This window comes from Paenibacillus sp. Marseille-P2973 (genome assembly GCF_018101095.1).
In the GTDB taxonomy this organism is placed as follows: domain Bacteria; phylum Bacillota; class Bacilli; order Paenibacillales; family Paenibacillaceae; genus Fontibacillus; species Fontibacillus vini.
Genome location: NZ_JAGQEH010000004.1, coordinates 330008 through 355763, shown reverse-complemented (window position 1 = coordinate 355763; position 25756 = coordinate 330008). Strand labels below are relative to the sequence as shown.

General features: G+C 46.1%; 28 protein-coding genes and 1 pseudogene. 5 read left to right on the top strand and 24 right to left on the bottom strand.

Annotated features, from left to right (window positions below):
- Positions 1-18: 18 nt before the first annotated feature.
- The 11 genes and pseudogenes from KB559_RS11160 to KB559_RS11110 all read right to left on the bottom strand — a co-directional run bounded on the left by KB559_RS11160 (position 19) and on the right by KB559_RS11110 (position 10068).
- Entirely contained in the window at positions 19-1599 is a 1581-nt protein-coding gene (locus tag KB559_RS11160) for a DUF6382 domain-containing protein (RefSeq protein ID WP_211021824.1), read from the bottom strand.
- 23 nt (positions 1600-1622) lie between these two features.
- Complete coding sequence (locus KB559_RS11155; protein WP_247681746.1) at positions 1623-2135, bottom strand: A24 family peptidase; 513 nt, start codon at positions 2133-2135, stop codon at positions 1623-1625.
- Positions 2136-2194: 59 nt separating this feature from the next.
- A complete protein-coding gene (locus KB559_RS11150) occupies positions 2195-3223 on the bottom strand; it encodes a TadE family protein (protein ID WP_247681745.1) in 1029 nt (342 codons plus the stop codon).
- Entirely contained in the window at positions 3192-5417 is a 2226-nt protein-coding gene (locus KB559_RS11145) for a TadE/TadG family type IV pilus assembly protein (protein WP_211021822.1), read from the bottom strand. Before KB559_RS11145 ends, KB559_RS11150 begins: the two co-directional genes overlap by 32 nt.
- 45 nt (positions 5418-5462) lie before the next feature.
- Positions 5463-6122, bottom strand: coding sequence for a TadE/TadG family type IV pilus assembly protein (locus KB559_RS11140; protein WP_247681744.1), 660 nt, complete (start codon positions 6120-6122; stop codon positions 5463-5465).
- A complete protein-coding gene (locus KB559_RS11135) occupies positions 6119-6313 on the bottom strand; it encodes a Flp1 family type IVb pilin (protein WP_211021819.1) in 195 nt (64 codons plus the stop codon). Before KB559_RS11135 ends, KB559_RS11140 begins: the two co-directional genes overlap by 4 nt.
- A 30-nt stretch (positions 6314-6343) precedes the next feature.
- A complete protein-coding gene (locus KB559_RS11130; protein ID WP_211022179.1) occupies positions 6344-7222 on the bottom strand; it encodes a type II secretion system F family protein in 879 nt (292 codons plus the stop codon).
- A gap of 12 nt (positions 7223-7234) precedes the next feature.
- A complete protein-coding gene (locus tag KB559_RS11125; protein ID WP_211022178.1) occupies positions 7235-8044 on the bottom strand; it encodes a type II secretion system F family protein in 810 nt (269 codons plus the stop codon).
- Positions 8044-8421: pseudogene (locus tag KB559_RS11120) on the bottom strand (CpaF family protein); the annotation flags it as partial. The gene KB559_RS11125 and the pseudogene KB559_RS11120, both read right to left, overlap by 1 nt.
- 90 nt (positions 8422-8511) lie before the next feature.
- A complete protein-coding gene (locus KB559_RS11115) occupies positions 8512-9522 on the bottom strand; it encodes a hypothetical protein (protein WP_211021815.1) in 1011 nt (336 codons plus the stop codon).
- A 132-nt stretch (positions 9523-9654) separates the two neighbouring features.
- Positions 9655-10068 (bottom strand): YhjD family protein, encoded by a 414-nt coding sequence (locus KB559_RS11110; RefSeq protein ID WP_211021813.1) that lies wholly within the window; start codon positions 10066-10068, stop codon positions 9655-9657.
- Between the two features lie 565 nt (positions 10069-10633).
- Between KB559_RS11110 and KB559_RS11105 the strand changes: the two genes are divergently transcribed.
- Positions 10634-11497 carry an ATP-dependent DNA ligase gene (locus KB559_RS11105; protein WP_211021811.1) on the top strand — a complete coding sequence of 288 codons (864 nt, stop codon included), beginning with the start codon at positions 10634-10636 and terminating at the stop codon, positions 11495-11497.
- A gap of 52 nt (positions 11498-11549) precedes the next feature.
- On the opposite strand, the gene KB559_RS11100 is transcribed toward KB559_RS11105, so the two are convergent.
- Positions 11550-12215, bottom strand: coding sequence for a hypothetical protein (locus KB559_RS11100; RefSeq protein ID WP_211021809.1), 666 nt, complete (start codon positions 12213-12215; stop codon positions 11550-11552).
- Positions 12216-12470: 255 nt separating this feature from the next.
- Here KB559_RS11100 and KB559_RS11095 point away from each other — a divergent pair, with 255 nt between their 5' ends.
- The 3 genes from KB559_RS11095 (at position 12471) to KB559_RS11085 (ending at position 15395) form a co-directional block, all read left to right on the top strand.
- Positions 12471-12623 (top strand): aspartyl-phosphate phosphatase Spo0E family protein, encoded by a 153-nt coding sequence (locus KB559_RS11095; RefSeq protein ID WP_211021807.1) that lies wholly within the window; start codon positions 12471-12473, stop codon positions 12621-12623.
- A gap of 332 nt (positions 12624-12955) precedes the next feature.
- On the top strand, positions 12956-14149 hold the full coding sequence (locus tag KB559_RS11090; protein ID WP_348772910.1) for a DNA-processing protein DprA: 1194 nt from the start codon (positions 12956-12958) through the stop codon (positions 14147-14149).
- A complete protein-coding gene (locus KB559_RS11085; RefSeq protein WP_211021805.1) occupies positions 14130-15395 on the top strand; it encodes a ComF family protein in 1266 nt (421 codons plus the stop codon). The genes KB559_RS11090 and KB559_RS11085 overlap by 20 nt, the downstream gene beginning before the upstream one ends.
- Before the next feature lie 106 nt (positions 15396-15501).
- On the opposite strand, the gene KB559_RS11080 is transcribed toward KB559_RS11085, so the two are convergent.
- From KB559_RS11080 to KB559_RS11060, 5 genes are all read right to left on the bottom strand, one after another.
- Positions 15502-15852 (bottom strand): phage holin, LLH family, encoded by a 351-nt coding sequence (locus KB559_RS11080; RefSeq protein ID WP_211021802.1) that lies wholly within the window; start codon positions 15850-15852, stop codon positions 15502-15504.
- Positions 15853-15863: 11 nt separating this feature from the next.
- Positions 15864-16811 (bottom strand): peptidoglycan recognition protein family protein, encoded by a 948-nt coding sequence (locus tag KB559_RS11075; protein ID WP_211021800.1) that lies wholly within the window; start codon positions 16809-16811, stop codon positions 15864-15866.
- Complete coding sequence (locus tag KB559_RS11070; RefSeq protein WP_211021798.1) at positions 16777-17190, bottom strand: hypothetical protein; 414 nt, start codon at positions 17188-17190, stop codon at positions 16777-16779. The genes KB559_RS11075 and KB559_RS11070 overlap by 35 nt, the downstream gene beginning before the upstream one ends.
- A gap of 171 nt (positions 17191-17361) precedes the next feature.
- A complete protein-coding gene (locus KB559_RS11065; RefSeq protein WP_211021796.1) occupies positions 17362-17640 on the bottom strand; it encodes a hypothetical protein in 279 nt (92 codons plus the stop codon).
- Between the two features lie 22 nt (positions 17641-17662).
- On the bottom strand, positions 17663-17881 hold the full coding sequence (locus KB559_RS11060) for a hypothetical protein (RefSeq protein ID WP_211021794.1): 219 nt from the start codon (positions 17879-17881) through the stop codon (positions 17663-17665).
- Between the two features lie 126 nt (positions 17882-18007).
- On the opposite strand from KB559_RS11060, the gene KB559_RS25140 reads away from it, so the two are divergent.
- On the top strand, positions 18008-18118 hold the full coding sequence (locus KB559_RS25140) for a putative holin-like toxin (protein ID WP_247681743.1): 111 nt from the start codon (positions 18008-18010) through the stop codon (positions 18116-18118).
- 155 nt (positions 18119-18273) lie between these two features.
- Here KB559_RS25140 and KB559_RS11055 read toward each other — a convergent pair whose 3' ends face one another.
- The 7 genes from KB559_RS11055 to KB559_RS11025 are packed head-to-tail and all read right to left on the bottom strand — an operon-like array spanning position 18274 to position 25754.
- Positions 18274-18840 carry a hypothetical protein gene (locus KB559_RS11055; protein WP_211021792.1) on the bottom strand — a complete coding sequence of 189 codons (567 nt, stop codon included), beginning with the start codon at positions 18838-18840 and terminating at the stop codon, positions 18274-18276.
- Positions 18841-18888: 48 nt separating this feature from the next.
- Positions 18889-21054, bottom strand: a complete 2166-nt coding sequence (locus tag KB559_RS11050) for a prophage endopeptidase tail family protein (RefSeq protein ID WP_211021790.1) — start codon at positions 21052-21054, stop codon at positions 18889-18891.
- Positions 21055-21066: 12 nt separating this feature from the next.
- Positions 21067-21600, bottom strand: a complete 534-nt coding sequence (locus KB559_RS11045; protein WP_211021788.1) for a phage distal tail protein — start codon at positions 21598-21600, stop codon at positions 21067-21069.
- A gap of 42 nt (positions 21601-21642) precedes the next feature.
- A complete protein-coding gene (locus tag KB559_RS11040) occupies positions 21643-21786 on the bottom strand; it encodes an XkdX family protein (RefSeq protein WP_211021786.1) in 144 nt (47 codons plus the stop codon).
- A complete protein-coding gene (locus KB559_RS11035; protein ID WP_211021784.1) occupies positions 21776-22549 on the bottom strand; it encodes a hypothetical protein in 774 nt (257 codons plus the stop codon). The genes KB559_RS11040 and KB559_RS11035 overlap by 11 nt, the downstream gene beginning before the upstream one ends.
- A 13-nt stretch (positions 22550-22562) precedes the next feature.
- The gene (locus tag KB559_RS11030) at positions 22563-25334 is read right to left on the bottom strand and encodes a hypothetical protein (protein WP_211021782.1); all 2772 of its coding nucleotides are present in this window, start codon (positions 25332-25334) and stop codon (positions 22563-22565) included.
- 6 nt (positions 25335-25340) lie between these two features.
- On the bottom strand, positions 25341-25754 hold the full coding sequence (locus tag KB559_RS11025; RefSeq protein ID WP_211021780.1) for a phage tail fiber protein: 414 nt from the start codon (positions 25752-25754) through the stop codon (positions 25341-25343).
- Positions 25755-25756 lie beyond the last annotated feature (2 nt).

Below are 25756 nucleotides of genomic sequence, written 5' to 3'. Positions count from 1 at the left end.
TCTACGATTACAGGCAAATTAGAGAGACGGTCTGCCGGACTTTCGCAAGGTATAGGTACACTCGGCAATCATGAAGGAGTCCCCCGGATTCAGCGAATATTCCTTGTAGGGAGCGATGACTTCTCCCCCCAAACGGGTTCCGTTTCTGGAGCCGAGGTCTTTCAGGCTGCATTCATCAGCACGAATCATCAATTCCGCATGCGCCCGCGAGACACCTGGCGTCAGATCCACATATTGAACCATTTCCTCAGAGCGTCCTATGACAAAACTGCCCGGACTAAGCGGTATCGACTCTCCTCGATCTTCCCCGGGACCCATCCGATCGAGACTAAAGCTCGGCTCGGAGGACGAAGACATGTCCGGTTCGGAACCATGAGCACTCCGCCTGCTCAATAATACCGTCTTCGGTTGCGGCACAGGAACAAAGTTGACAGCGGGCTCGACAACCGGAGGAGCATAGCGATCCTCCTGAACCGGAGGAATCCCCGTCAAATTGTTCAAAGGCTCGTTAGGCTCGTTCCATCGCCAGCCCTTCTCCAGAAGCAGATCCTCCCTTTTGTCCGATAACTCTAACTCTTCGGAATCATGTTGCTTGCCGCTGAGCTTGAAGCGCCCGGGAATGCTCCATTTTCCTTTCCATATAAGCATGGCAAACACAGCAATAAGCAAGGTCAATGCAAGGCAAATCATCAATGAAAAACTCCCTGGATGATCAAAATAAAGCAGTTTCCAAATCATTGCAATCACCAGTAACGCACCGAGCATGATGTAAGTTGTTTTGGAAGTTGAGCCTGTCTCTTCATTCTCTCCCGTCTCACCTACTTGTTGTTCGTTATCATCAAGCTCTGTGGGTAATTTAAATTGTTCCTTCCCGCGAGCGAGAAACGAGGGTGGATTGATATTAACACCAGCCGAAGAAGGCGAATGTGGCGGCATATATTCTCGGATAGTAACCGAAGCCGGCAAAGGCTGCTGAACCAAGCGCTTCCCCGCTACCATATTGGATTCGGATTTGGCGGGTTTGTCGTCCAGCAGAAGACGGAGCAACAGTTTCTTCATCTCCGCAACGGAAAACAGTTCATCCGAACAAAAGCGGAGAAGCTGCTGAATCCCGTTCCCTTCAATCACAGTCACAGAAGTCATCATCTTCGTAATCAAGGCAATGAGTTTCTTTGCCAAAGGCTCCTCCGTAGATCGGTCGGTTACCGGTAAATAAGCAAAATGCAACGTTCCCGCAGCCAACGATTCCTCTACGAAAATATGATTCTCATCCATTAAAAAATTATCCTGTGAAAGCATGTACTGCTTGCTGTCATCCAGCACGGTCAACGCCTGGAGCAAAAGACTGTAAAGCTCAGGCATCCCGATTTTCTCTTGCTTCAGACATTGGGACAGCATTCGCTTGCCCGTAATTTCATAGTGTATGCTTACCTCAAAATCTATCTCCCTTACATCGACTCTCAGCAGATTCGGTATGTTCACCGAGGAAAGCATCGCCTGCTGCACACGGCTTATTTGACTGGAGTGCATACCTTCTAACGCGGTTACTACCATATATGTACCGCCGTTCCTTACAAAATCGGTGACCAGTTCCCGCATATCAGGCTACCCCCTCTCCCTTTCTAGGATAAATAAAAGACAGCCAGAATTGCTCCAGGCAAAACCGCAAGCATGAACGGAATCTGCAGTTGATTGTTCGTCCCTGCCCGGACGGGATTCCAGCTTCGCAATATAAAGGCTCCCATCACTTGCCGGAGCACACCGCGCAGCCGGGAAAATACTTCCCGCCGCCAGATTAATACACCTACACCGATTAGGCCCGCAGCAAAAATGGAATACATCAGAATGCTCAGTGTCAGATAGGTACCCATCCAGGCCCCGATGCCGCCGAACAGCTTCACATCGCCTCCGCCTACCGCACCGAACCAATAAAGTACCAGCATCAGACCAAAACCCGCAGCGGCTCCTTTCAGAGCAAACAGTCCCCCAGCCCATCCTTCGGTCAGGAGATGCCACGCCAACCCCGTGACAATTCCGGATACGGTAATCATATTAGGAATTTTCATCGTTTTAATATCCGTAATGAACGCCGCTCCCAATATGATGAAGCACCCTAAGTAGTCCCAATTTATCAAGAAAAAATCACCCTCCGTTTCTATAAATTTTGTCTGGAGATTACGAGCCACAAGCGGTTCTATTTCGAAGACCTTGGACTTTCGACCGCGAATTGTCCGGCTGTCTCCAGACCTTCCTCCGTTTCAATAACAAAACTCCATGTGCCTGGCGTCGTATTTCCTCCGACCAGCCACTCCCATTCCACGAGCCCGTCTCCGTTTGCGGAGGCTTCACCCAGGTACTTGGCCTGGCTTGCCCCGCTTTTGTAGTACACCGTCAATTTGGCCGTCGAACCCGGTGCGATCCGAGCCGTAATCCTGGCCCGATGACCCGCGTAGGCAGGCTCGGGTTTGGACAGAATCACCGCAGGCTGTCCTGCTTCTCCATTCTCTTCTCCGTTCCCGTTTCCATGCTCCAGTTCTCCCGTATCGCCTATCCACAACCGCTCTTCGGCTCTTGCCTGAAGCACGATGGGCCGCCCGGTAAACGGAACTTTAATCGGCAGCTCATAACTGATCTCAAGGCCGAAATAAGGATTTTTACCCGTCTTCATATCCGGTACGGTGACGCGGCTGACATGCAGACGATGTTCATTCAACCACGTGCCTTTTAAGAAGGGCCTGATAAGAGGCTTTACAACCGGGTCCAGCACGCTTTCGGTGACACTGTTTTTTATGTCCTGCAGCGGTTCGACGCCTTTGTCGGCCGCTGAAGAAATCCAATTGGAGAACGGCGCGGGAAGCGATGAAGCATACTGATCTGCCCATTCCGGCAAAGAGAGACCCGGCATGCTCCTTGCGGACGACGATGGCTTCCCTCCAACAGACAATTGCTCTCCCCCCTCCGCTTCCGCCGAATCGACGGACTGCTTAGAAACGGCAAGCGCCACGGGATACATATGGGCAGAAACCTGTTTGACCGCATTTGCAGCCACGGCGTGCATTTGTGTGGATAACAAAGTCATCTGGACCATGTAAATAAACAGGAATATTACGATGACGAAAACCGGCATTACGAGGGAAGCCTCAAGGACGATACTTCCCTGAAGCCGCCGGTTTCCGTCCATACGATCTCCTTTAGTAGGAGAAGTCCGCTTGTTTGATTGCATAATATCTGCTTCCTTCCACCCTGCCAGTTAGGGCTCCGGTCTCTCCCATCGTTTTGGCAACACCGGGCAGAAACCATAAAGGGATGGCTGTCGTCACCGTACTTTTCAAATATGTCGCCCGCTCCTCCGGTGCGATCCCGGTGTTCATACGGATAACCGCAAGCATCCTCGAAAGTCTCCTTTCATTTCGTCCGTGAAGCAGCAAAAATATTCGTAAGTGATCCCGGTATGTAAGCTTAACTTTCAAATAATCGCTTAACGGTATGGAGCCCTTTTTCGTAAGCTCAATCATATCCTTTACTGCATGCTCAACTCCGTACAACAGAGCTGCCGCCAGAACCAACAGCGGATTCCCCTTGGCTCCGTTCTTAATGAACCCCTCCATCGTTCGTATCGCCAACCGCATCGTAAATATCTCCCCGTAAGCGGCCGCAATATTACCAGCCGGGTTATGAAAGCCGTAAAGTATATATTCCACTTCCTGTTTGTCCGCAGCAAAAGCATCCGCCAAAATATCGATCTTATCCCGGCCGCTTTCGCTACCTTCCATAAGCTCGTCCAGCGTACTGATATCCAGATACTCAAAATAGCTAACGATGTACTCGGTCTGAAAACAGCTGTCGGACATTCCTTTCATAAGACCTGAGAGTCCCCCATACAGCGAGTCCATTCCGGCCATCGCCTCGCCTCCGGCATCATAAGGGCTTTCTTTGACTGTTGAACCGGCATCTTCACCGTTCATGGACTGCTGATTCAATTCACGGTTAGACTTGTAAAAAGATTCCAATCGGTCAAATTGCTCTTGCTGCTCCTTCAATTCGCCTTTCAAATCCGAAATTCGGCCGACGAGGTTTTTCGCTTCCTTTAGCTTGCCGCTTGCTTCACGCTCGGTACGCTTTCTCTCTTCGTCGGATCCTCGATGGGCTTCGAGCCTTTTTTGGTTTTGAAACAAGATATTCCCGGCGCCCGAATCCACATAATCACGCATATATTTGTCTACTTTCCCACCCATGCCGCTCACCGCTGATTCAAGAGTCCCCGTGGAGGTTGAAGCAGCAAAGACAGAACCCTCCAAGGATAAAAAGGAATTTGCCGAACCGAAGAGATTCTCAAAACCTGTCTCCTGCTCGGCAATATCCGCTTCAAAGTCGGAGAATAACTGCTCCGGCAATAGCAAATCTCGGCTTCGCTGACGGATCTTGGCAATTTCATCACCGCCCGTTGCCGGCTCCCCGCCTCCGGTACTGGCCATGGCGGATACTTCGTTATAACCATCCTGAGCCGGACGCTGTTCGGCCTCTTCAATGACGATTCTCATCTGCTCATTGATATCTTTAGCCTCCATAAGCAGTTCCCTTGCTTGTGGGAGCAATTCCTTATGCTGCTTGTCAGCGTCCCTATTTCTATCCCCAAGCTTGCCGAACAATCGTGAGGCTCCATTTTGATAACGGCTGATCTCCCAGGTATAAATCCGTTCCAACGGCTCCCGGTTCCGGTCCTCCTCCACTTTCCATGCATAATCGGCGTACTGCGCCGCTACATCCGCTGCGGTCGAAATGCCGTCGTCAATGGAAGTCCCGACCCCAGAACCGCCGGAGCGTGGAATAAGCGATGCCATTTCCGCGGCAGCCTGCGCCGCCTTGCTCTGCTTCTCAAGCAGCTCATCCAGCTTCGCTTCACGACGGTCATAGAGCTTTTGCAATTTGCCCAGCAGATCGACCGTATTGGACGCTTCCTTCATAACCTGGGCCATTGGTTTAAACTTGTTGATCACCTCGATCGTAAAATCGATGGGCGCCTTATACTTCATCTGTTCTCTGATCTGCTGTTCAAAAACGGCATAAGTCCCGAGCGGACGTTGAAGCTCTGCGGTGGATGAATCGAGCCGCACCCCTAATACCGGCAGATCATCGCTTCGTTGTACAAGCTCTAACTGATCCTGCAGCACCTTCGACATGATATATCCTTCGTCCGTTTCCCCGAAAGCAAACAAACCGTACTGTTCGACAAGCTGAGGGTCATATGCGGACATGACCGAGCGGGATGCGGCGTGCGCCAGCATCTCGGTTTTTGCCTGCAACGCGGACATCCGCGCAAAATCTATGAATATAGAAACAAAAGCGAAAACCACAGCAAAAATCATAATCAAATAGACCGAAACCGCTCCCCGTTCGGACCGATGCGGGTGAAACATTCCTCTTCCCCCTTCCGGGCGGACAAAGACCCATGCCCGACCGCTTTACTTGCCGAACAATTTTAACGCTTTTCCCGCTTCTTGCTTGTCGACCGGTTCCGCTCCATCGCTGCCCTTAAATTTGGCTCCATAATAACGGGCCAATTCCACTGTCCTTATCCATTCCACAGGATCCACGACATAAGATTCCGCCTGCCCTTCTTGCGCCAGGTCACCGATGACTCGCTCCAAAGGAACAAGAGGCACCAGGCGGTTTAAAGACACCTTCACCTTGCGAAGCAGCACCTTGTTATCGTATTCCATCTTTCCGTTCATTACTTCGGGGATGGCTTTACCGGTCCGATTGAGCTTATACAACGGCAGGGAATCCTCGGATACGCCGGTGGAAGGAAGCCGGAGCGCAACTTGTGGCGTTTGCCGGGAGGAACCGAATATCGATTGCAGCATCCCATCATCACTCAGCCGCCAATACAATGGATCATAATGGTTCGCCTCGAAAGCCCCCGTATAGGGATCCCTACGACTGTTATCCCATACGAACGCACTCCGTTCCGCCGCCACAACTGCCGTTTGGCCTAACAACACCCTTTGATATAAATACAAGCAGAAAAACAACAGGATCATAACGGTGGAAAAAATAATTGGGAGAACAAGCGAAGCTTCAAGCGTGAAGCTCCCCTCCCGGTCACGCAGTACCCGGATCATTGACCATCCATAAAATTTTCCGTTTTGGATTTCGCCTTGCCGAGCAGGCTGGTGACGATTTCTTTAAGCTGTGTCCTGAAAATGACGGCTATAATTACGATCACCGCGATGATCAAGATCATTTCGAGCATTCCAAGCCCATCCTCATTACGCCAAAAGCTTTTCATTTTCCCATAAATCTGTGTAAGCATTCTTTTCACTCCTTTGAAATGTTTGCTGACTTACAAATCCATAATCATAAATGCCGGAGCACCGACTAAAATAACAACCACCAGGAAGAGCAGAACCATGGGAAACACTAGCTTGGAAGAAGCCTGTTCCCCTAGCGTTTTGCTCACCGCCTTTCTCCGTTCCCATAATGAGCGGGACAGATCGCGAAGCGCCAGTACAAAATCATTTCCTCCCCGACGGAAGTTGAGCAGCACGGCGGTGGTAAATGCTGAAACCTCCTGTATGCCGCATCGCTTGCTGAACCCCTCCATTGCCTGCTGGAAAGAGTATCCTCCCTCCCATTCCCTTTGCATTTGCAGAAGCTCACGGTACAATGGATGATTTTCTTTCTCTTTACCGCGTTCCAGACAATGTCTTATCGCCTGCTGTACCGTAGACCCGGCTCCGACCAGCAGGATGATCCGGTTCAATAATTCCGGCAGTTCCAGCAACACTTCGCGTTCGCGCCGGACAACCTTGCGATGCAGATCATTGATAAGCGCCGCAGGAAGCAATACGGCCAATACCGCTCCCATTAAGAAACCGCTAAAATCCCCGTTCATGAAAAGCGCCATAATACTACCCAGCACCATCAGAAGCCAACTATACGACAGCATTTCCGCCAGGAATAACAACGTGTATTCGCCTCCGCGGCGATCTCCGCAAATTTTTTGAACCGAGCGCTGGATTTTGAAGAAGAAAAACGGAAACCTTTGGGACACCTGCAATTTCTCAAGGAGATAAAGCATAGGGGGCGCCAGCCTTTGCAGACGGATCCCTTCCATCTCCATATTGGAACAACCCTTGTATTTGCCGGAAGCGTAATAAAACAGCACTCCCCAGCTACCAAACAAGCAAACCAGAAGTCCTGTCCAAATCCAATTCAACAGGATCCCTCCCTATTAAATTCGAATGTCCATAATTTTCAGGATCAGCCATGAACATCCCGCAAACAGCAAGAGCGCAAACGCTGAAATAACCAGGCCAATCCCGCTATGGAGCGGCTGCATGTAATCGGGCGAAGACATATCCATAAACACCAGAAAAAGCACCGGAGCAGCGAGCATAGCTTTGGCTTCAAAACGCTTCTGGGCGATCATGACCCCGATCTCCTGGCTGATCTCCAGCTTCTCGCTGATGATAGCCGAGGTCCGCCTTACGATCTCCACCAAATCCCCGCCGGACCGTTTGCAGGTTGTGAAGACGTCCGCAAAGTTGCTGATGTCCTCCAGCTCAGCCCGGCGGCTGAAATCCTGAAGCGCTTCTTCAATCGGCTGCCCGTACTCCATTCTTGTGCAAATGATGCCCAGCTCTACAATCAAATCATTATTACCGTCGGGGTACAGAAGTCTCAGATCGGCAATTGCTTCGCGAAATCCATTCTCAACCGAGCGCCCGGCGGCCAGTGAAGAAGAGAGCGAATACAGCGCTTGTTTGAAATGAAGTCCGAGATTCTCTCTCCTTCGGCGCAGCAAATACCGGCTCCAATACTTCGGAATCAGGCAGGTACCGCATGTCAGGACCAACGAAAGCAGCAGCGAATGAAAAAATACATAGCCTACTCCGTACAATGCGAGTCCGCCAAACAGCAAGCAGCCCATTCTTTGCCCTTTGGAAAGAACATACACCCGGTAATCCGGCAATGCGTCCCGGCTTGCTTTGGAAGGCTCCGTTACCTTTCCGGCCTTTCCGGTTGTTCGCTTCCCGGCCATCATAATCCGACACCTGCTTGTTCCCGGGCAAAGCGGCTCATTCCGGCCATGCTCAGCTTCTCCGTGTGCAGTAATTGTCTCCCGGTGCTTTCCAATGCGCCGATAATTCTGCCCGACCTCTCTTCCTTCTCCTGAAACTGGTACAACGGGTTCAATACCACCTCCCCATTCTTCATTCCTACTACTTCCGATATTTCCGTCACTCTGCGCGAACGATCGCGGAGCCTGGACAGATGAATGAAAATGTCGATCGCCGAGGCGATTTGCTGCCTGACCACCCCGAGCGGAAGGTCAGCTCCGCTCAGTACCATCGTCTCCAGGCGACTGATCATATCGGCCGTACTGTTGGCATGGCCTGTTGAAAGACTCCTATCATGCATAAAGTGGAACTGAAACATAAAAAAAGACCCCATAAATGGGGTCGAAGATTAGGCTATCAAGTTTGGCAAACACTCATTTGCAGAAGATTAGAATTTAAATGTTACTTTGATTGTCTTGAGGTATTCAACTTCTTCGGTACCTTGAGAGTAGCGTTTAGTACGATAAACATCTGCCATTACAGTTGTGGCTTTGTTAGCAATTAGAACACCAATTTTCTCTACTCTAGAATCTGCAGAACTGAATACATCGTAATCAGTAGAGAATCCGGTATCTTCAGGGTTAAAAGTAACATAACCATTGCTAGTAATTCTAAAAGTAGTTTGGCCCTTAATGTTTAAGCCATACTCGTAGTTCATGTCCAAGAATTTCATTTCTTTTTCTAAATCTAAATACTCACTTTTAACGGTAATAACATCAGGAATAATGGTTTCTTTTACTTGAAAAGTAATGTCCTTAATTTTACGTGTCTTACCATTTACTGTTTCAGACGCTGTTACGATATAAGTACCGTAATCAGTAGCGTTCATTTGAATACTCATGCTACCATTCTCATCTTTTTGTGTAGAGAATGTAAGTCCACTTTTATTGACTTTAAAATTATAAGTAGCGTTGGAGTTACGATTGACAAATTTCAAATAACTATCTTGATTTCCCAATCCAAATTCATGCTTAAGATTGTTATGGTAAGAGCTGATAGTTGTATTGACTACAGAAATCTTAACTTTACCTACAACTTTCGTTTTTCCTTTAATTGTCTCTTTCAAAATAAGGTTAGCAGTACCAGGGGCTACACCAGTAATAAACACTCTACCAGTTTCCTCAAAGAATGTCTCATCGTATCCTACTTTTATTCCAGTAGCTTTAACTACTTTACTGTTGTCTGAAACATATGTATAGGTAGCCCCTGACTTAGAATGAAATCTGACTGCTTGATTTTCTGTAGAACCTCCATAGTCTTTAATCGATCCGATGTTTGCTGTAAATGTGTCATAGAAGAAGACACCTTGTGCATTACTTGCTGTAGCAAATGTAAAACTAGGGATAGCCGTGAATACCAAAGTGAATACGAACAAAATGGACAATAATCGTTTTTTCATAATTGTTACTTGCCTCCTACGATATACCTATATAATGTTATGAGGATTATCGTAGCATTACTATGCAAGAATAGGAATACAATATTTTGAATTTATAGTCGTTGCTGCATGATCGACAAAAAATGACAATTATTACATTTCAAATTTAGGTGCCAACATGGCAGCCCTTTTTATTGCTTCCCCGATCTCTGCCACGTATTTCCCCAACCTAATACTTATCTCGGACCTCATTACGTCCCTAGTCAATCCTAGACGATCTGTATAGCCTCGGCATATGTAATGATAGTAAACCACAAACCCAGCATGCTCCTCCCTGGTTACTTGTATCCCATAATCCTTTAGTGTCAGCCTGTGATTTTTGGCGTCCATTAAAACCATGTTCTCGATGTGCTCATTGCACGCCATGAAAACATCTTTAAAAAGTGAGTCCGTAAACTTAAGATCCTCTATGCTTTTTTGTATCATTGTAAGCATATGGGTAAGCAGTATGTAATCTCGTATCATTCGGCGTTCTTCGGTTGTGATGATTCCGGCTATTTTGTTCATTTCGCACCTCGTAAATAGGAACACACATTCGTATTATATGCGAATTATTGCTTTTTATACAACATGAAATAAAGACCACTATGGCCTATGCTTCGGTGGTCTTTTCACTTAGGGAGAGGGTGCCGGACGAAACAACGGTCCTAATTCCGCATTGCTTCGGAGATCAAAGAGGAGAAAAAGACATAGGAAAGAATATATAAGTATTCCCTGAAAGGAGTGAGTATCATTTATCTCAGTGCATCTCGACAATTCGAGCAATGGCCATTATTCGGCGTCATTTGCGGTATAGCATTCTTAATTATGTGTATAAAAAATCTTAGGAAGGAAATTCAAAACGCAAATGAATCTAAACCAGGAACAAGAATAGGAAAAATCATCGGCTATGTTATAGGTATTGTTTTTTCAATTTTATTAATATTTGACAAAATATAATGGGTTAGACATGTATACATACATAGAAAAAGTGTTTATTTCCAGGCCGCTGGAAGAAGTTAAATATTCGCGTAATACTTACCGCCTCTCAACTGGTTGGCCTCACGCTATAATCGGTATAGAGGTGTTTTTTATGTTTATTGATCCTATGTTACTCGCAACTGCACCGGGTCCGTTTAGCGATCCGCGTTTCTTATACGAACCAAAAATCGACGGCCACCGGTTAATCTTTTCTCAAGAGTCCGGCAACGTCCGTCTTTATACGCGCCATAATAACGACTGCACGCGCCAATACCCCGAAATCGCTGGAGGACTATTTCCGCATGACATCATATTAGACGGCGAAATTGCATGCGTAGACCCAATGACCGGCGTTTCGGATTTTGAAGCGATAATGTCCCGGTTCCAGGCACGGCGGGCCGACAAGATTGCTCGACTAACCGGGACAATTCCGGCCTATTTCGCGGTGTTTGACGCGCTGTATTATAACGGCCAGGACCTGCGGAAATTGCCGCTAATGAAGCGCAAAGAGATCCTCGCAGGGATTCCGATGCCGAACGCAAATATCAGCGTCACGCCACACGTTGAAGGCGCGGGAGAGGCGTTATTTGCCGAGATTCAAGCGCGCGGAATGGAAGGCGTTGTGGGTAAGCGAGCAGATAGCGTTTATGAGACCGGCCGCCGATCCGATAACTGGCGTAAGGTAATAAACTGGACATATGCGGACGTCTACATTACGGGATACAAAAAGGCCGAGTTCGGCTGGCTTGCGGGGATTGAGGATGATCGCGGTGGAGTGCGGCCGGCCGGAATTATCGAGTTTGGCGTAGGGCCGAAAGAAAAGAATGCTTTTTATGGAGTCGCTCAGCAGATTGTTGTCGGAGAGAATAGTGATTTTGTTTTCATGGAGCCGCGCCTTCGCGCTCGTGTCAAAATGAGGAATTGGACTAAATCGGGGTTGTTACGAAGTCCTGTATTTGAGAGGTTTATAGTATAAAAAAGCCCACCGACCAATTAAGGCCAGTGGGCTTTAGTTAAAGTTTCAATCTTTATTTGTACGAAGACGTTGGTAAAATCACCACATCCGCTCCTTTTGAATCACTGTTGCTCTCCAAAGATGTTATTCGGATCCGAAGCTTTGAGATGCCCGTTATATTCATTTCGGACGTTGCAAGTTCCGTATCCGGTTCGAGTTTTATCGTTTTAACTACTGTATCTGTCTTATAGTCACTTACTGTGACCTCGGCCTTATATCCTAAAGTAAAAGCCTTTAATGTAAATGTTTGATATTTTCCTTCCGGATATAGAATTACATCTGTAGAACCAAATAACTTGTCAGACACCATCACTTCCTTATAATCTACTCCATTGAAAACCGTGTATTTGGATAACTTAGAGAAACCAGACCCATATCCACCTTCAATTTTTTCCTTAATGATCGGTACTTCAACCTTCTTGTCGCCTATGTATAAGTTCGATTTGTCAGCAGTTATGTTTATTTTTGTCGATTCTTTTAATACGCTAGCTGGAATGTAGTACTCGCCATTGATAATAACTGGTTTTGACTTACTGATAGGAGTGAAACTCTGCCCCTCGACGATGTACTTAAGCGATGTCACAGTTGCTTTAATCTGATTTGGCACAGCTGCATAGGCAGCTCCACTACCCAATACAAGAAAAGCAAGACACAACAATGAAACTCTTTTAATTCTCATATATTCCCTCCTAATACAATTATTAAATACTACTTTATTATCAGTTATCTCTTAAATAAAATATATAGAATTTATAAAACGACAATAAATTTACATAATTTATCTATTAAGGAGGATATATGTACTAATATATCGAAATACTTGATTACCACTTTAGCCTGATGCGGACAGTTCTAAAGTAGGGTTCCGCAAAAACGGTCGCCAGTGCACAGCGGACGTATGACATAGATATTCGAGTTTCAGGAGTTGTTCGATTTGGAATTGATCCGCAAGATTGAAGAACTCCGGTTGGAATTGAATAAACTCGCTGTGTACAAACGCCTGGCCGACCGTGAGATATTAATCCTGAGCCAAAAGCTCGATCGATTATTAAATGAGTTTCAGCAGGAAAATAAACAGGCAAAATAAAATTGGGGAGTCGCGAGAGCGGCTCCTTGATAAAGGGGTTATGATCTTTGCATACAAATTTAGTAAAGGCAATGAATGCTAATCAGGAAATCATTTTGTCATTGGAGGATGGATCGCGGATAGCCGGGATCCCAAGCTGGGGAGAGGATCGGAGAAGAGTAGTGATTAAATCAGCAGATAAAGTAATCTGGGTCCCTTTGAATGAGATAAAACACGTGACTTCTTTATTGCCCATTCAAAAAAGAAATTAATTCGAACAAATATTCCCCTTGATAATCATCAATGGTTTTGGTATTGTTTAATCAGGTGATACTGTATTCGAGGTGAGAATAGTGAATTTAAATGATCAAGAACTTCGTGAGTTTTTTGAAAAAGAAGTATTATTTACTAATGAAGCTACAAAATTATTAGGAATTTCATCACAAAGATTAAATCAACTTGTTCAATCAGGAAAGATTACTCCATTAAAATCAAGTCGATCGGGAACACTTTATCTTAAATCAGATATAGAAATAAGAAAACGTGAATTAAAAACTAATATGAATAAAGAAGATATTATTCAGACTAGATTTAACAATGATACATCCATTATAGAAGAGGCTACTAATTATTTCACCATTCATTATCTATGTAACCATTCAGATGTTAAGACAAGGACAATATTTGAAGAGTTAGAACTCTACATTGAGGTGTCTGTCCCTTTTGCTTCGCAAATTGATGAAATTTCAAAACTAACTGGTTTCTCAAAAGAAAGTATCTTGTCAGCTAATAATATTGTAAATGAAGGGTTAAAGAAGCTTCATGATTCCGATTATATTGTAAAAGTCGGTCAGTCTGCTTACCCTTCATTGCTTGAAAAAACAGCAAATGCACCAAGATTCCTATTCATGCGAGGCAATGTAGAGCTTCTCCATTATCCTACTATTTCAATTGTAGGAACTAGAAATCCTTCTGAGGATGGAAAAAAAAGAGCTCAAACATTAGCATCTATTCTTGGAAAACACAAAATAGTCGTTGCTTCAGGGTTAGCTAAAGGAATAGATAGGGCTGCACACGAGGGGGCTATACTGGCTAACAAACCTACAATAGGGGTTATTGGTACACCACTAACAAAGTCTTATCCTAAGGAGAATAGTGAAATTCAAGAAGAAATTTCTCAAAAATTCCTTTTGATCTCCCAATTCGCACCATCAACTCCCGTTCAAAAGTGGAATTTTCCAGCAAGAAATGCAGTAATGAGTGGAATTAGTTTAGCAACAGTAATAATTGAAGCTGGCGAGACCAGTGGTGCCCTTATTCAAGCCAATCATGCTTTAAAACAAGGGAGACTTGTTTTTATCCCTCAAAGCGCATTAAATGATTCTAGACTTTCTTGGCCGAAAAGATATATTCATAAGAGTGGAGCTCATAGTTTTTCAAAAATTGATGAATTGCTTGGTCAACTTCAACAAGCAAACTTACTAAGAGAAAGCGAAGAAGTTGAGCAGATTCAGATAGGGGCCCAACATGTTTATAGAGACAAATGAGTTGAAAGGGATTCTAATTTATATAAATAAACAAAACTTTATGGCAGATCACGACTGGAAAAGACTTTGTGAATTGATCCCTTGTGTTTTTATTGTTGATACTCCCGAAAGGAAAGTTGAATTAAAATCAAAAGTTGCGGATGGGACCAAATTCATTCTAAACCATTCTCCTTTGTTTGGTTTACCTCAAACAATACAAGAGGCAGTTGACCTTTTGGGAATTGAGCTTTTTGAACTTGCTTATATCACTAATGATATGACATTTCTTCCTCAACTCCACTCAGAACCAATTGGCTCTATTTTATTATCACAAGGGCGGAGATTGCCATATCATTACCACGGATTTACTCCAGATTTTATTCTTTGTAGTCTGGACGAGTTAATTGATGTCATAACTCAGAAATATAAAGGATACCTTGCAGAGGTATATCTAACAAAGGATGGTAGCTATCATCATGGTTATCAAGGGTATGTCTTTCAAACAAGTTTGAAAGACTCAACATTACCCTATTCTGTAACCATTTGCGGAAGATATTTTGATCCTTCACATTATAAATTTAATTCTCATCAGCTATCACATAGAATAAAGAGAAGCAAGTTAGATGGTACCCAAAATGCACTCTTTTCTGAAGTATTAATACCAGTTATTGATTCTTTTAATGCTGATGGGATAACTAGAGTACCACCAAGACCATCAAAGGTCTCAGCCGATCGATTAAAAACACTCATCCAAGAAAATATATTACGTTCCAGACCAACTCTAAATGATTATTTAGATGCGTTAATTTGTACTCGGGAATACCGTGAACAAAAGCAATTAGGTAGTGACGCTCGTTTCGCTAATGTTAAGGATGCGTTCTACTCTTCAAACCTTGTATCAGGTAAACACATTATTCTTTTAGATGATGTATTTACAACGGGGGCAACGGTAACTGAATGTGCTGAAACTCTAAGGAAAGCTGGAGCCACAAAAGTTTCTATATTAGCAATTGCAAGTCACCAATTCACACCTAAATCATTCGTCTTTTCGAGAAGCACCTTATCATGTCCAGTGGATAGATGTGACGGACATTTACGATTGACATTGAAACGAAATAATGACTTTTTTTACGGGTGCTCAAATTTCTCGAAAAATAATTGTAAGGGAGGAACAAATTATTTCGAAGGATGGCACTCAATAAATAAACAAAATATGATTGGCAATTATTATTCTGATTTTGATGATTTTGATGATCTTGATTTCTAAAAAAACTCCCCCGGAAATCCTAGGGGAGTTTTCTATTGACAGACCATAACTTGCAAACTTATCCGGTTACTTGTTCGCTTGTAACAATCCTAAATAAAGTTTGCAATCACTTCTTATTCAAGTATTCTAACCACGCCTTCTCTATCGCCGCCTGCAGCTCTATGGCTGTAACGGTAACGCCTCGCCTTTTAAGTTGAATTGAAGCATACGCAAGAGCTTCGGACAGCTTCATTTCCCCGCCAGCATTCTTAAAAGCGGTCTCAGCATAAGCATAAGCTTCCCCGGCGATCCGGTGCAATAAAGCCCGCTGCTCAGTCGAAAGCTTGGCTTCAAAGTACGCCTTCACCGTTACCTTGAGCGTATTAATAACCCCCAAGATAGCCGTTGCAACCAGGCCGACCAAAGAAATCACAATAGCCGTAATGTAAGGCTGAATTTGCTCAATAATTAATTGCACGATTCCATCTCCTATTCAATCGGAATTCCTGCAGCTCGCCGCAGGTGATTTGCGTTTGCGTTAAATTGATTGGCCAGTGCTATGTTGCCATCGGCCTTGGCTTTAAACCAGCCCGGCGAGAGCCAGCGGAAGATAAGTTCCTGGACGTTGGACTTCGGCAGCTTTTGGATCGGCAATGCTGCTTTACCAGGAAGTAACGGAATGCCGGCTGCCATCCGGAGGTTGTTCGCCAGATTATGAAAGTGCATCTTGCCGACCTCATCCCCTGCTCGCTGCGATTCATACCAGGCTGGAGAAATGTAAGTATCGATCAAATGCTGTGCAACCACTGCCGGCAGTTTAACAAAGTCCGGCGGCCTGATTGGGGAGGCCAGCTCGGCGGCCACGTCCGTGATTAAGTCCTTAAACGTCTTTCCTGCAGAAGCCAGCGCCTGTTCACAATCACTTTTCCGCCCCGGGTCCAGTTGCTTATGGCTGGGGATATGCGTAGAAGGGTTCTTGTCCCACTTGTCGCAGCAATAGGCCAGGTACCATACAAAGCGCTTATATGCTTCATTAAAGTCAATTTTCCTGATCAGCTTACCGTCTTTGTACGATGACCCATAACATAGCTCAACCCCCAGTGCCGTGTCATTGGAGTCATATCCGAAACGATCATTGTCGGTAGTCACGTTGTAACGGACATGCCAAGCTCTTTCCGCCGGATCCGAACCGGTGCCTGTCGGAATGATTTCTAGGATTCGTTCATCGTCGATAAAAACCTGTGCTGAAGCATCACGATCAGTCTGGCTGTTGAAATACTTATAATGAGCTTCGGCATCCGCACCTGGGTTGCCCGTGTCATGTACAACAAAAAAGGCCGGGCTGCCCGTTTTAAGTCGGGTGCCTGGCCTTACATTCGGGCGCTTGTTAATGTAGCGCCGCTCAATCGGATATTTGTTCTTGTCCAACCTGATCATCTCCCTTTTTGTCTACCCTCCGCAAAAACAGGAATAGGTCATAACGCTTCCGCCATGTCAGCCAAGCCAGCGAGGCGAGACCGGCCGTCGTGCCGATCTGGGCGGCCGTCCATCCGTACAATAGCCACTCGTCCAGCTGCGGTGAGGTGAAGCCAAATACTACAGCCGCACGCATCGTTAAAACGATCAGCATCTTAAACGTATACGCGGCCAAAAAAAAGAGCATCGCCAGCATGAAGACACTGACAACGCCCGATTTAAATCTTTCCTGATAATAGCCCTTATGCGAGTGGATGATGTAAATCGAGCACCCAATCGCCAATACATACAGCAACAACAAGATAAAATCAATAATCCCCATGGCTATCCCCTCGATCATAAACAAGATATTTTGCGAAATGGTTTCTTTCTACTTCGGCCTGTATTTCCCTTGATAGGTTTCGGTAGCGAGAAATAGATAAAGAGACTTTACGGGAGGCGCGATCCAATTCGCTTTCCTTGTCACGATGTCGGGGGACTAATCTGCTGATCCATTTATTCAACATGATGTTCATCCCCTGTCCTCGTTTTGATCCTTCTTTAAGTTTTTAAACACTTCAAGCACAGGACCCCACAGTTCTTCACGTTCTTTATCTAAAATCCCCTGCAGCCGATCCCTATCTTCCTCAGCTTTATCCAATTGACTTCGCGGTACTAATTCTCCTTTTATAATCATGCGGACTAATGCCACTAGGATAACAAGCAAAATAAAGGTGAGCACCACCGCCAGTCCATATTTTTCAGCAAGAGGGAGAAACTCCTTCACACCTTCAATTTCTTCTTGCCCCATCGCCCCGCTCCCCTCTCTCTATTCAGTCTTTATCTGTAGCTGCTTGATCGGACTGATCAGCTTGCTGTTCTTGAGCCTTTTCCAACTGCGCCAACGCCATGCCGACCTCCTCGTCAATATGGCGTAGGATATCAATTTCCCGGCCCGGGTGCATGCTGAGTACCAGAGTAATGACATCGCACACTTCCTGGGCCGGCTGGCGAAGATCGAGCGACACGTCTACTTTCGTAATTACTGCCAAATGATCAACCTCCTTCCCGGCAAAATAAAAGAGCCTGCGGGGATCGCAGACTCGTGGTATAATTTGGCTTGTACAATTGAACGGCTTAAGGGCGGTCGGCTAGTCTCCCAGGAGGGAGGTGATGCCATGGAGGTTAAAGACGTTTTAACGATCATGATCGGTTTCGGTGCGCTGATTATCGCGCTATTGACGCTGGTCGTAACCATCGTTTTAGCGCTTCTCAACCAAAAGAAATAGACCGCCCGTGATAGGGAGACGGTCTATTTCAGATCAAACCCAGCCAACCGCTCTTACAGCGGCTTTTGTGCAGAGGGGCCGGGTGCAACCGGTCCCTTATTTATTGTTATCTTAGCATAAAGTATTGTATACCTCAATGTAACATGATAAGAAAATCAATTGTTCAGTTGAGCTTCAAGTTGCTTTATTTCAGCTTCGGCGGCTTTGATTTTGGCTTTCAAATCGTCAATGGCCGTTTCAGCTTCAATTAATTTCGTTTGGGAACCGGTTGTTGTCATAGTAGGAGCGTCAGCAGGTTTAGTTGCATTCCAATCAATCGCTTCCTCGATGGATTTGCGCGCTCGAGCTGCCGTTTCCTCATGCCCTACAAGTGACGCTTTCCAAAAAGTAATGTTATTTTCTAAAATGTTCAACTGATTTTTGATTTTAAGTTCCCTTACAACCTCTTCCTCTGAGCGATTTATTGTTTCAGTTGTTGTCAACAGCACCTCTCCTTTACTAACCTTTACGGAGTAACCGGATGCTTCAGAGAAGCTGCGAACAGGAGCATAGGTTGTTCCGTCTATTACCACAGCGTCCTTCACTTGTTTGCCGTCTACTTTTACTGAAACGACAGCTTGTACCTTCTTACCAATTAGCGAGTTTGTTGCTGCTGATACGCCGGCTGCTAGTAAACAAATAATCAAAACAGAAAAAAATGACGAGTAAACAATTTTTTTCATAATGTTACCTCCATGGACATGTTTACCCGTAGTATACATTAAAATTTGTCACTTAGGGATGTTTACCAATGCCAGAAGGTCACCCGTTATACTATAAAGCTTCAGGTTACGAGTGGTAGAATCAAAAGTCATGTTCGTTGCTGTTTGAAATGATCTTGGCACATTATTTAATAGTGATCGCAAACTTGAAAGCTCACTTTGAAGTCCGTCAACATTTGAAATCGTAATACCACTCACTCCATTTCCGAATTGAACGTTGTCTCGGAAATAAGTGTTACCTTGCACTTGGACATTCCCGCCTAAAGCTGCTAAAAATAATGTTCCAAAAGATTCAAGCGTCAGACCGATATCGGTACCATTAATTGTTCCTGAACCACTACCATTAGATTTATTGAAGTTAATCGCATTCATCCCATATGAGTTATTTATGGAAATACTAATTCGTTCACGGTTATTTGAGTCATAAGTATGCCATCCGGACGAATCCGCTTCGAATCGAGCCCCGCTTACAGCGGTTCTGAACAAAGCCCCTGTAATTGTGCCCCCAGAGAACAGTCCACCTTCTGCATAAGCGTACCCCGCCTTACTTACAGTAAATTTCCCATTCCCCACATTGATGGATGAGCCAAGAATTTCGCCATCGGAGAAATTTGAGCTCTTGATCTGTGCCGAATTAGCCGTCAACTTGTTTGCAATCAGGTTTCCCTTCATATCGACGCGAAACGGAGCGCTGTTGAAGTCTGCGTGGCCGGCTGCTATGCCCTTCGTATTGATCTGAGTGACGTCATTTCCGCTTCCAATCAACATCGACACAAATGCACCGAGCTGACCAATTACGGTTTCAGCCAGTACGCCGCGGGCCGTAATAGCCGACCTAATCGTCTTCCAACCGTCTGTACTTATACCAAGTCCTTTGGAAGTCAAACGCACCTGTTCTAGAGGGTTCGTCTTCTCCTGGGCGAGGATTCCACCCTCAGGTGGATAAATCAATTCCGTCTTGCTGTTGTTAATGTCAATGACAGCCTGCCGGGCGAAGCTTTCGAACATCTCCGCTCGGATCCGTCCGCCGGAAAGCAAGTTCTCCATCACCTTCCGGGACCGCTCCAAGTCAGCGATCAGATCAACATCATCCTTCAAAGCAAAGTTGGCCAGCGTGACCTTCGAGTGCTGGTCAATGGAGTACGGGTACTCGGTCAATTCCACGATCCGGACAGCGATCCGGTGCATTTCCATCTCCGGATCGTAAACTGTCGCTGCATCACCCAGATCCGGAGGTTGCTCGTCTCGGTCGATTTTGTGTAGATCGGCTGCGCTAAGGTTGATCTCCAACTCCGGCATTTCCTTCTTACGCAGTTCTTCCCGGGTAGATTTCAGGAGCTCCACCGGATCCTCGATGTCCTGCTGGATGTTCTCGCCGGCGAAAAACGGTACACTGTCACTGCCCCAGTAATTAACGTAAGGGGAAAGAAGATAGTTGACCATGACTTTCCCGTTCTGGATCGCGCCCGGGATTGATTGGAGCAAGCTGCGTTCCTCGGCCGTAAGATTGTCAGCAGTCATTCCGACCCACGTCCGACCATCTTTCATCTGAGCATGCATTTTGGTAACAAGCCCGGTCCCTTCGTCTTTGAACGAATCGGAAATGATGTTCTTCTTGGTCCTGTACTCATATCTCTCCGTCTGGGAGCCAGTCTTCTTATGGATATGAATTACAAAGTTGTCCGGGCGGATCTCCGCTTTGTATGTGTTTATTACTTGATTCAGCGCGGCGAGTGCAGTTGTCCGGCCGAAGTCTTTAATATCCCACATATCGAAGGTATCGTGAATCTGGAACGTAAAGCGGCCGCCGGTCCACGCGCTTATCTTGTTCAGCAGCGTCGATATATGGACACCATATGCCTCGGTAATGTAATCATCATATGGTACTTTGTAATCGTTCAGTTTAAACATGACGTGAGTGGCCGTGATCAGAGCCGTCAGCGTTTTCTTCGATCGATCCCGTTTCCGGCTGTTAATCACATAAAACTGGCCGCGTTCGTCCTGGACGTGGCCCTTCATCTGGATCTTATCCAGATAGTCTTCGCTAGTCATAGGCACTAAAAAAGACAGCTCATAATCACTATTGAGCCGTCTTCTTCGTTCGATGCTATAGGCATCAATCAGAGTACCGGTGCGCTTGAAGTTTTTATCGAATACTTGCATTGTTTTAGGCATTTTTTCAGCCCCTTAATACAGAAACTTATCCCGGTGAGTAATCCGGAATAGGATTGTCCGCCCAGTGGCAGGATCAGTCCAAGTCAAATTGTTGGTGCCGAGGTTCAGGTCAAAAAAGCCCCCTTCATATAGATGGGAGACGTTCTGGCCGTTCCGGGTTATTTTTAATTTCCCGCTGTCTATGATAATCACATCACCAGGCTTAAAGGTATCCGTGAACTCGATGTAATCTACATGATACTTGGTTGCTTCCGCCCTTAAACGCCCTTCCCCGGACAATCGGGCCGAATGCCTGATCTCCCGGATAAAGGCAGCTGACAACCGACCTTCACCGGACATCCGCTCTGGTTCCAGGGAATATTCCCGGATGTATTCAGCAGTTATCCGGCCATCGCCAGACAGATGTGCAGTCGCGGCCATTTCCATCGAAAACTTGTCAACCAACACCCGGCCCTCTCCGGACAAGCGGGCTTCCATATCCACGATGTTTACCGCATCTTCAGATGCTGAGTTAAAGGCAAGATCATTAAAGCTTCCGCCGAACATATCCTCCCTCCTTTCAGGTAAGGAAAATTTTCCTTAGCGCCATTACGCCTTATAGTCCTTGCCGGTGATCACTTTAAACTCCGATGCTGAGATGGTTCCAAACTGAACATAGAGCTTGAGTTGTACATCGGAAACCCACTTTTTTTCGTAAAAGTATGACAACCGTTCGAAATCACTATTGAACATTCGCTTCGCCCCCTGTTCCCTTTGCTAAGAGTTTTAATTCTAATGCCGCCAGCATCTGGCCAAGCACCTGATTTTGCATGTACATATCAAGAATTGATATATCCTTTTTGACCAGCTCCGCACCGATAACGCCATTTTGTTGCTTGAGGTCAAGAGTCGATAGATCCTGCTTGATCTGTTCCATTCCCAGCGTGCCGATTGTCTGCTGCTGTTCTTCGCTCTCCGACTTCACCTGCTCCAGGCCCGTTGCGGCGTTGTCGATTGCTTCCTGCTGCTGATTGTTTTGCAGTCGTAAATCCGCCACTTCCTCCTTGAGTAATTCTAACTCAGTCGGCTCCTTCGGTGGATGCAACGCCTTGATCTCCTGCGGCGTCAAGCCCTCAGACCATAACTCCGGTTGAGCTGGTGCAGAATAAACTGGTGGCTCCCCGCGCTCATCCTCGGGCTGCGAGGACCAATCGGCATATGCGGCTTGATAATCATCGTTTGCCGCAGCAATGGCGTCCTGATAGGACTGCCATCCAGCCAAGTCAAAGCGCGGCAGATACAGTCCAGCTGGAACCGGCGCGCCAACAATATAACCGGCTGGCTCCCATTCTTCTTCCGCCTGCTCCTCAGCCTCCTCGGCATCAATTTCAGGCGACAAGTCGGGACCAGTTGCAGGTGTATCGGCATAAAAAGGGACGACACCAGTAAAGGTATCGTCCGTTATTACGTCTTCGATATAAAGGCCGTCTACATTTACTTTTGGTACTGCTTTCAAATTTATCACTCCCTTATTGTTCGGCTAAAAATGACAAAGTTAATGACGTTCCTGTCGCGCTGTCTCCAACTATAACGGAAACTTCACCAATATTATTGATTTGCACTTGTGCAGTAGAACCACTAGACGTGGAAACTGTAAACCTTAAGGAGTTTATTGGTCTGTAACCAACGGGAAGTCTAAATATTGGGACCGCACCGGTTGCCCCACCCGTAACCATGCCAGCAAGCGAAACAATATTAAGCGAGTTCTTTTTATAACCTTGAAACGCAAATCGTGGATCGGAAAAATTCCCCCACCCATTCAGCAACGTCGGCATAATCCACACTGGCGCATCCTTCTCCGCTTTCTTCTGCTCGACGACAGAAACGCGCTGCAACGCTTCAGTCACTCCCGCTGTCAGGTCGCTGAGCTGCGCCTTCTCGTTATTCGCCAGGGATCCGGTGATCGGCTGGATCGGGGATCTTTCGAGCTTGATGTATGTGACGCTATAGGCTGCGGATGTGTTAAAATCTTGCGTCAAATTACCAAAAGTCGCTCGTACTAATCCGTTAGCATCATCATAAACCTTCGTCCACAGGCTAGTTTGCTCTTTATTATCAGAGTAAACGTGCAGTATTTCACGAGTTTTATTTTTTAGAAGTGATTCAGGGAAAGAGGTTCGATTTATAAAACGGTAAACTATGGTTGTTCCGTTTGTCACGGGATTCGCCCGCTCCCGTAGCACAATCCCCGTCCCGACTTCTATCAGGTTTCCGCCTTCATTCAGCCGGAGAGCGCCCTCGGAAACGACAGGTTCGACGGTTTCTTTTGCGAGACGATAGAGGAGCTGATACGGAGACCAATGATTTGTACCAACATTATCAGGAATTTTAGTGGTTGGAAGTGTAGCAGACGCGGTGCTATTTCCATTTCCCCACTCCTTAATAGAAACCCAATACTTTTGACCTGTGCCAGGGTACAATCCAACACTACCATCGTACATCTTCCAGCCCATAAAATACGCCTTAATTTCTTCTGCTGTCGGTGTGTAGGCATCGCCCCATCCGGTGTCCTTATTCATAGTGACTAATAAGAAAGACCCACCGATAAAATTCAAGTCATTCCAAAAAGCGCCTTCGTTACCACTCCCATCAATCCACGGCAATTTCACTCCGTTATATTTGGTCACAAATTTATTATTATTTGCGCTGTCAGCGAACCCCGATATTTTCCCTCCAGTGACTCTAACCACCTTATATCCAGTAGCGGCATCATGGAACTCCCAAGGAAGCGCCCCATCGAGCATAACTTTCTTCCACTTCGCCAGCTTGAAATATTGCGCATCACGTTCGAACAATACATCAGGCTCACTCCCGTCGACCGGATTCGCGTGTAACTCCGTTTGCAGCGCGAGCATCGTGTCCCGGCGTGGTTTGAACGGTTTAGGCGTAGAGCCTAGTGTAAGCATGGGATTTTTAAATACGAATGTTCCGGCTTCAAATGAAGATACAACCACATTAAGCGAATCAATGTTCGGACTAACTGTGAAACGATAAGCACCTATGCCTGTCGCAACAACCAGATTTTCAGCAACGGTATTGCCGGAGGCATCCAATCCATCGAGCTTAAAAAAACCCCTGTCCGTTATCGAATCCAGTTTAAGCACGTATTTTCCGGGAATAATTTTTACTTTGTAGTTAAAGTTTTGAAATGCCTCTGTTGCTTTGATTGATACCGTGTAGGCATCAATAAGAGTAGCCATTGAAGTCAATGAGACTTCATAAAACGGAGGCATCAAGTTTTCACCGTATCCGATAACATACGGATTATCCACGCCGACGATGCCTGAAGGAACAAACGGATACTTTGCGCCGACTTGCTCCGGAGTCATTCCACTAAGTGCTGTGTACTCTGCCGCCGTTATCTCATAAACAGATATTTCGGAAAAATTGGCATACCCGTTCGCATTAATTACATGAAGTCTTAGCTCCAATTCCTTAGTGTCGGCAGGCGCTTGGATTGCATAGTGTGCCAACGAAAACTTAGTAGCGTCTTTAATCTTAGGAACAACAACTCCCCAATCCCCAGTTACCCCTGTTCCAGAGAACGTTATAGGTCGGATAATAGCCTCAGAGCCAGCTCCCGGCTTTATATATCCGGAAAATAAGTAGTACTTTGTTGCCATAATGGGAATTCGACTAGTGTACAAGAAATGTTCTTCTGTAGTAGAAGAGGATGCTTGCACGCGAAGGGATGTTGTTCTGCCGTTTTTTACGGAAGAATCTAAGGAAAACGTCACCCCTGATTGCATCCACGAAGAAACTTTTTCGCCACTTCCTGCATCCCCGATTAAGTTAATCAGCGTCCGGCCTTTAATCTCGCCCATGCGAAAACGGGAGTCCCGTTCAGCATGGACCACCTGTATGCCAGCTTGGAGAGTTACCGTGTAAGTATCTGCGATGTCGAGCCGGTCGGAGAGCGCCGTGATGTCCGTATCATGCTGCTCAATATTTTCCTTAAACGTGTCGTGGTCGTAGGCCGTGAAGTTTCGGGCTAGTCGAGTACCGACTGCCCAAGACTTAGACGTCCCCTGAAATCCCCGGATGCAGCCCTTAAGGACATTACCATCCATTTCGGTATATCTGATCGTTTCTGCCCCTTCGCCGTTGCCAATGACCGCCAAGCCTTCCGGCTGAAGCAATACAGATGCATCCGCCACCTCGATGTCAGTATCAATTGCTGTAATCGCTGTGACAAGCTCAGTTTTAGGAGAGTTTACAACCGCATCGTACATTTTTTGCATGGTCAATCACCCCTCATCAATTACAAGTTGTCCAGCTAAAAAGCGGATCAGGTCGTTCTCCAAGATTGTTCGTGGCTTTTTAACAGCTCCATGATATAGCAATTTCCCACCCGTGGCAGCGTCACGGATACCGACAAAGGATGCAATTCCTTGGTCGCCGGTTGCAACCGGGAACGCCACATCCGCTGTATTACTGGTTACAGCTCTACGAGATACGATGGTTGGAGCGCTGAAGATAACTTCCGCCCTGGCATATCCCCCGCCAGTGATCTCTTGTCCCGTGTCTGCATCTGTAGGATCGGATGTGTAAAGAGCAATGTAGACCTTGGATGGTGGCGTGAACGGTGTGTTTCTAAGCGCCGCATTCAGACAGGCCGTTTTCCAATAATTCGATTTAGATAGCAAAATTTCGTCTGCCATGA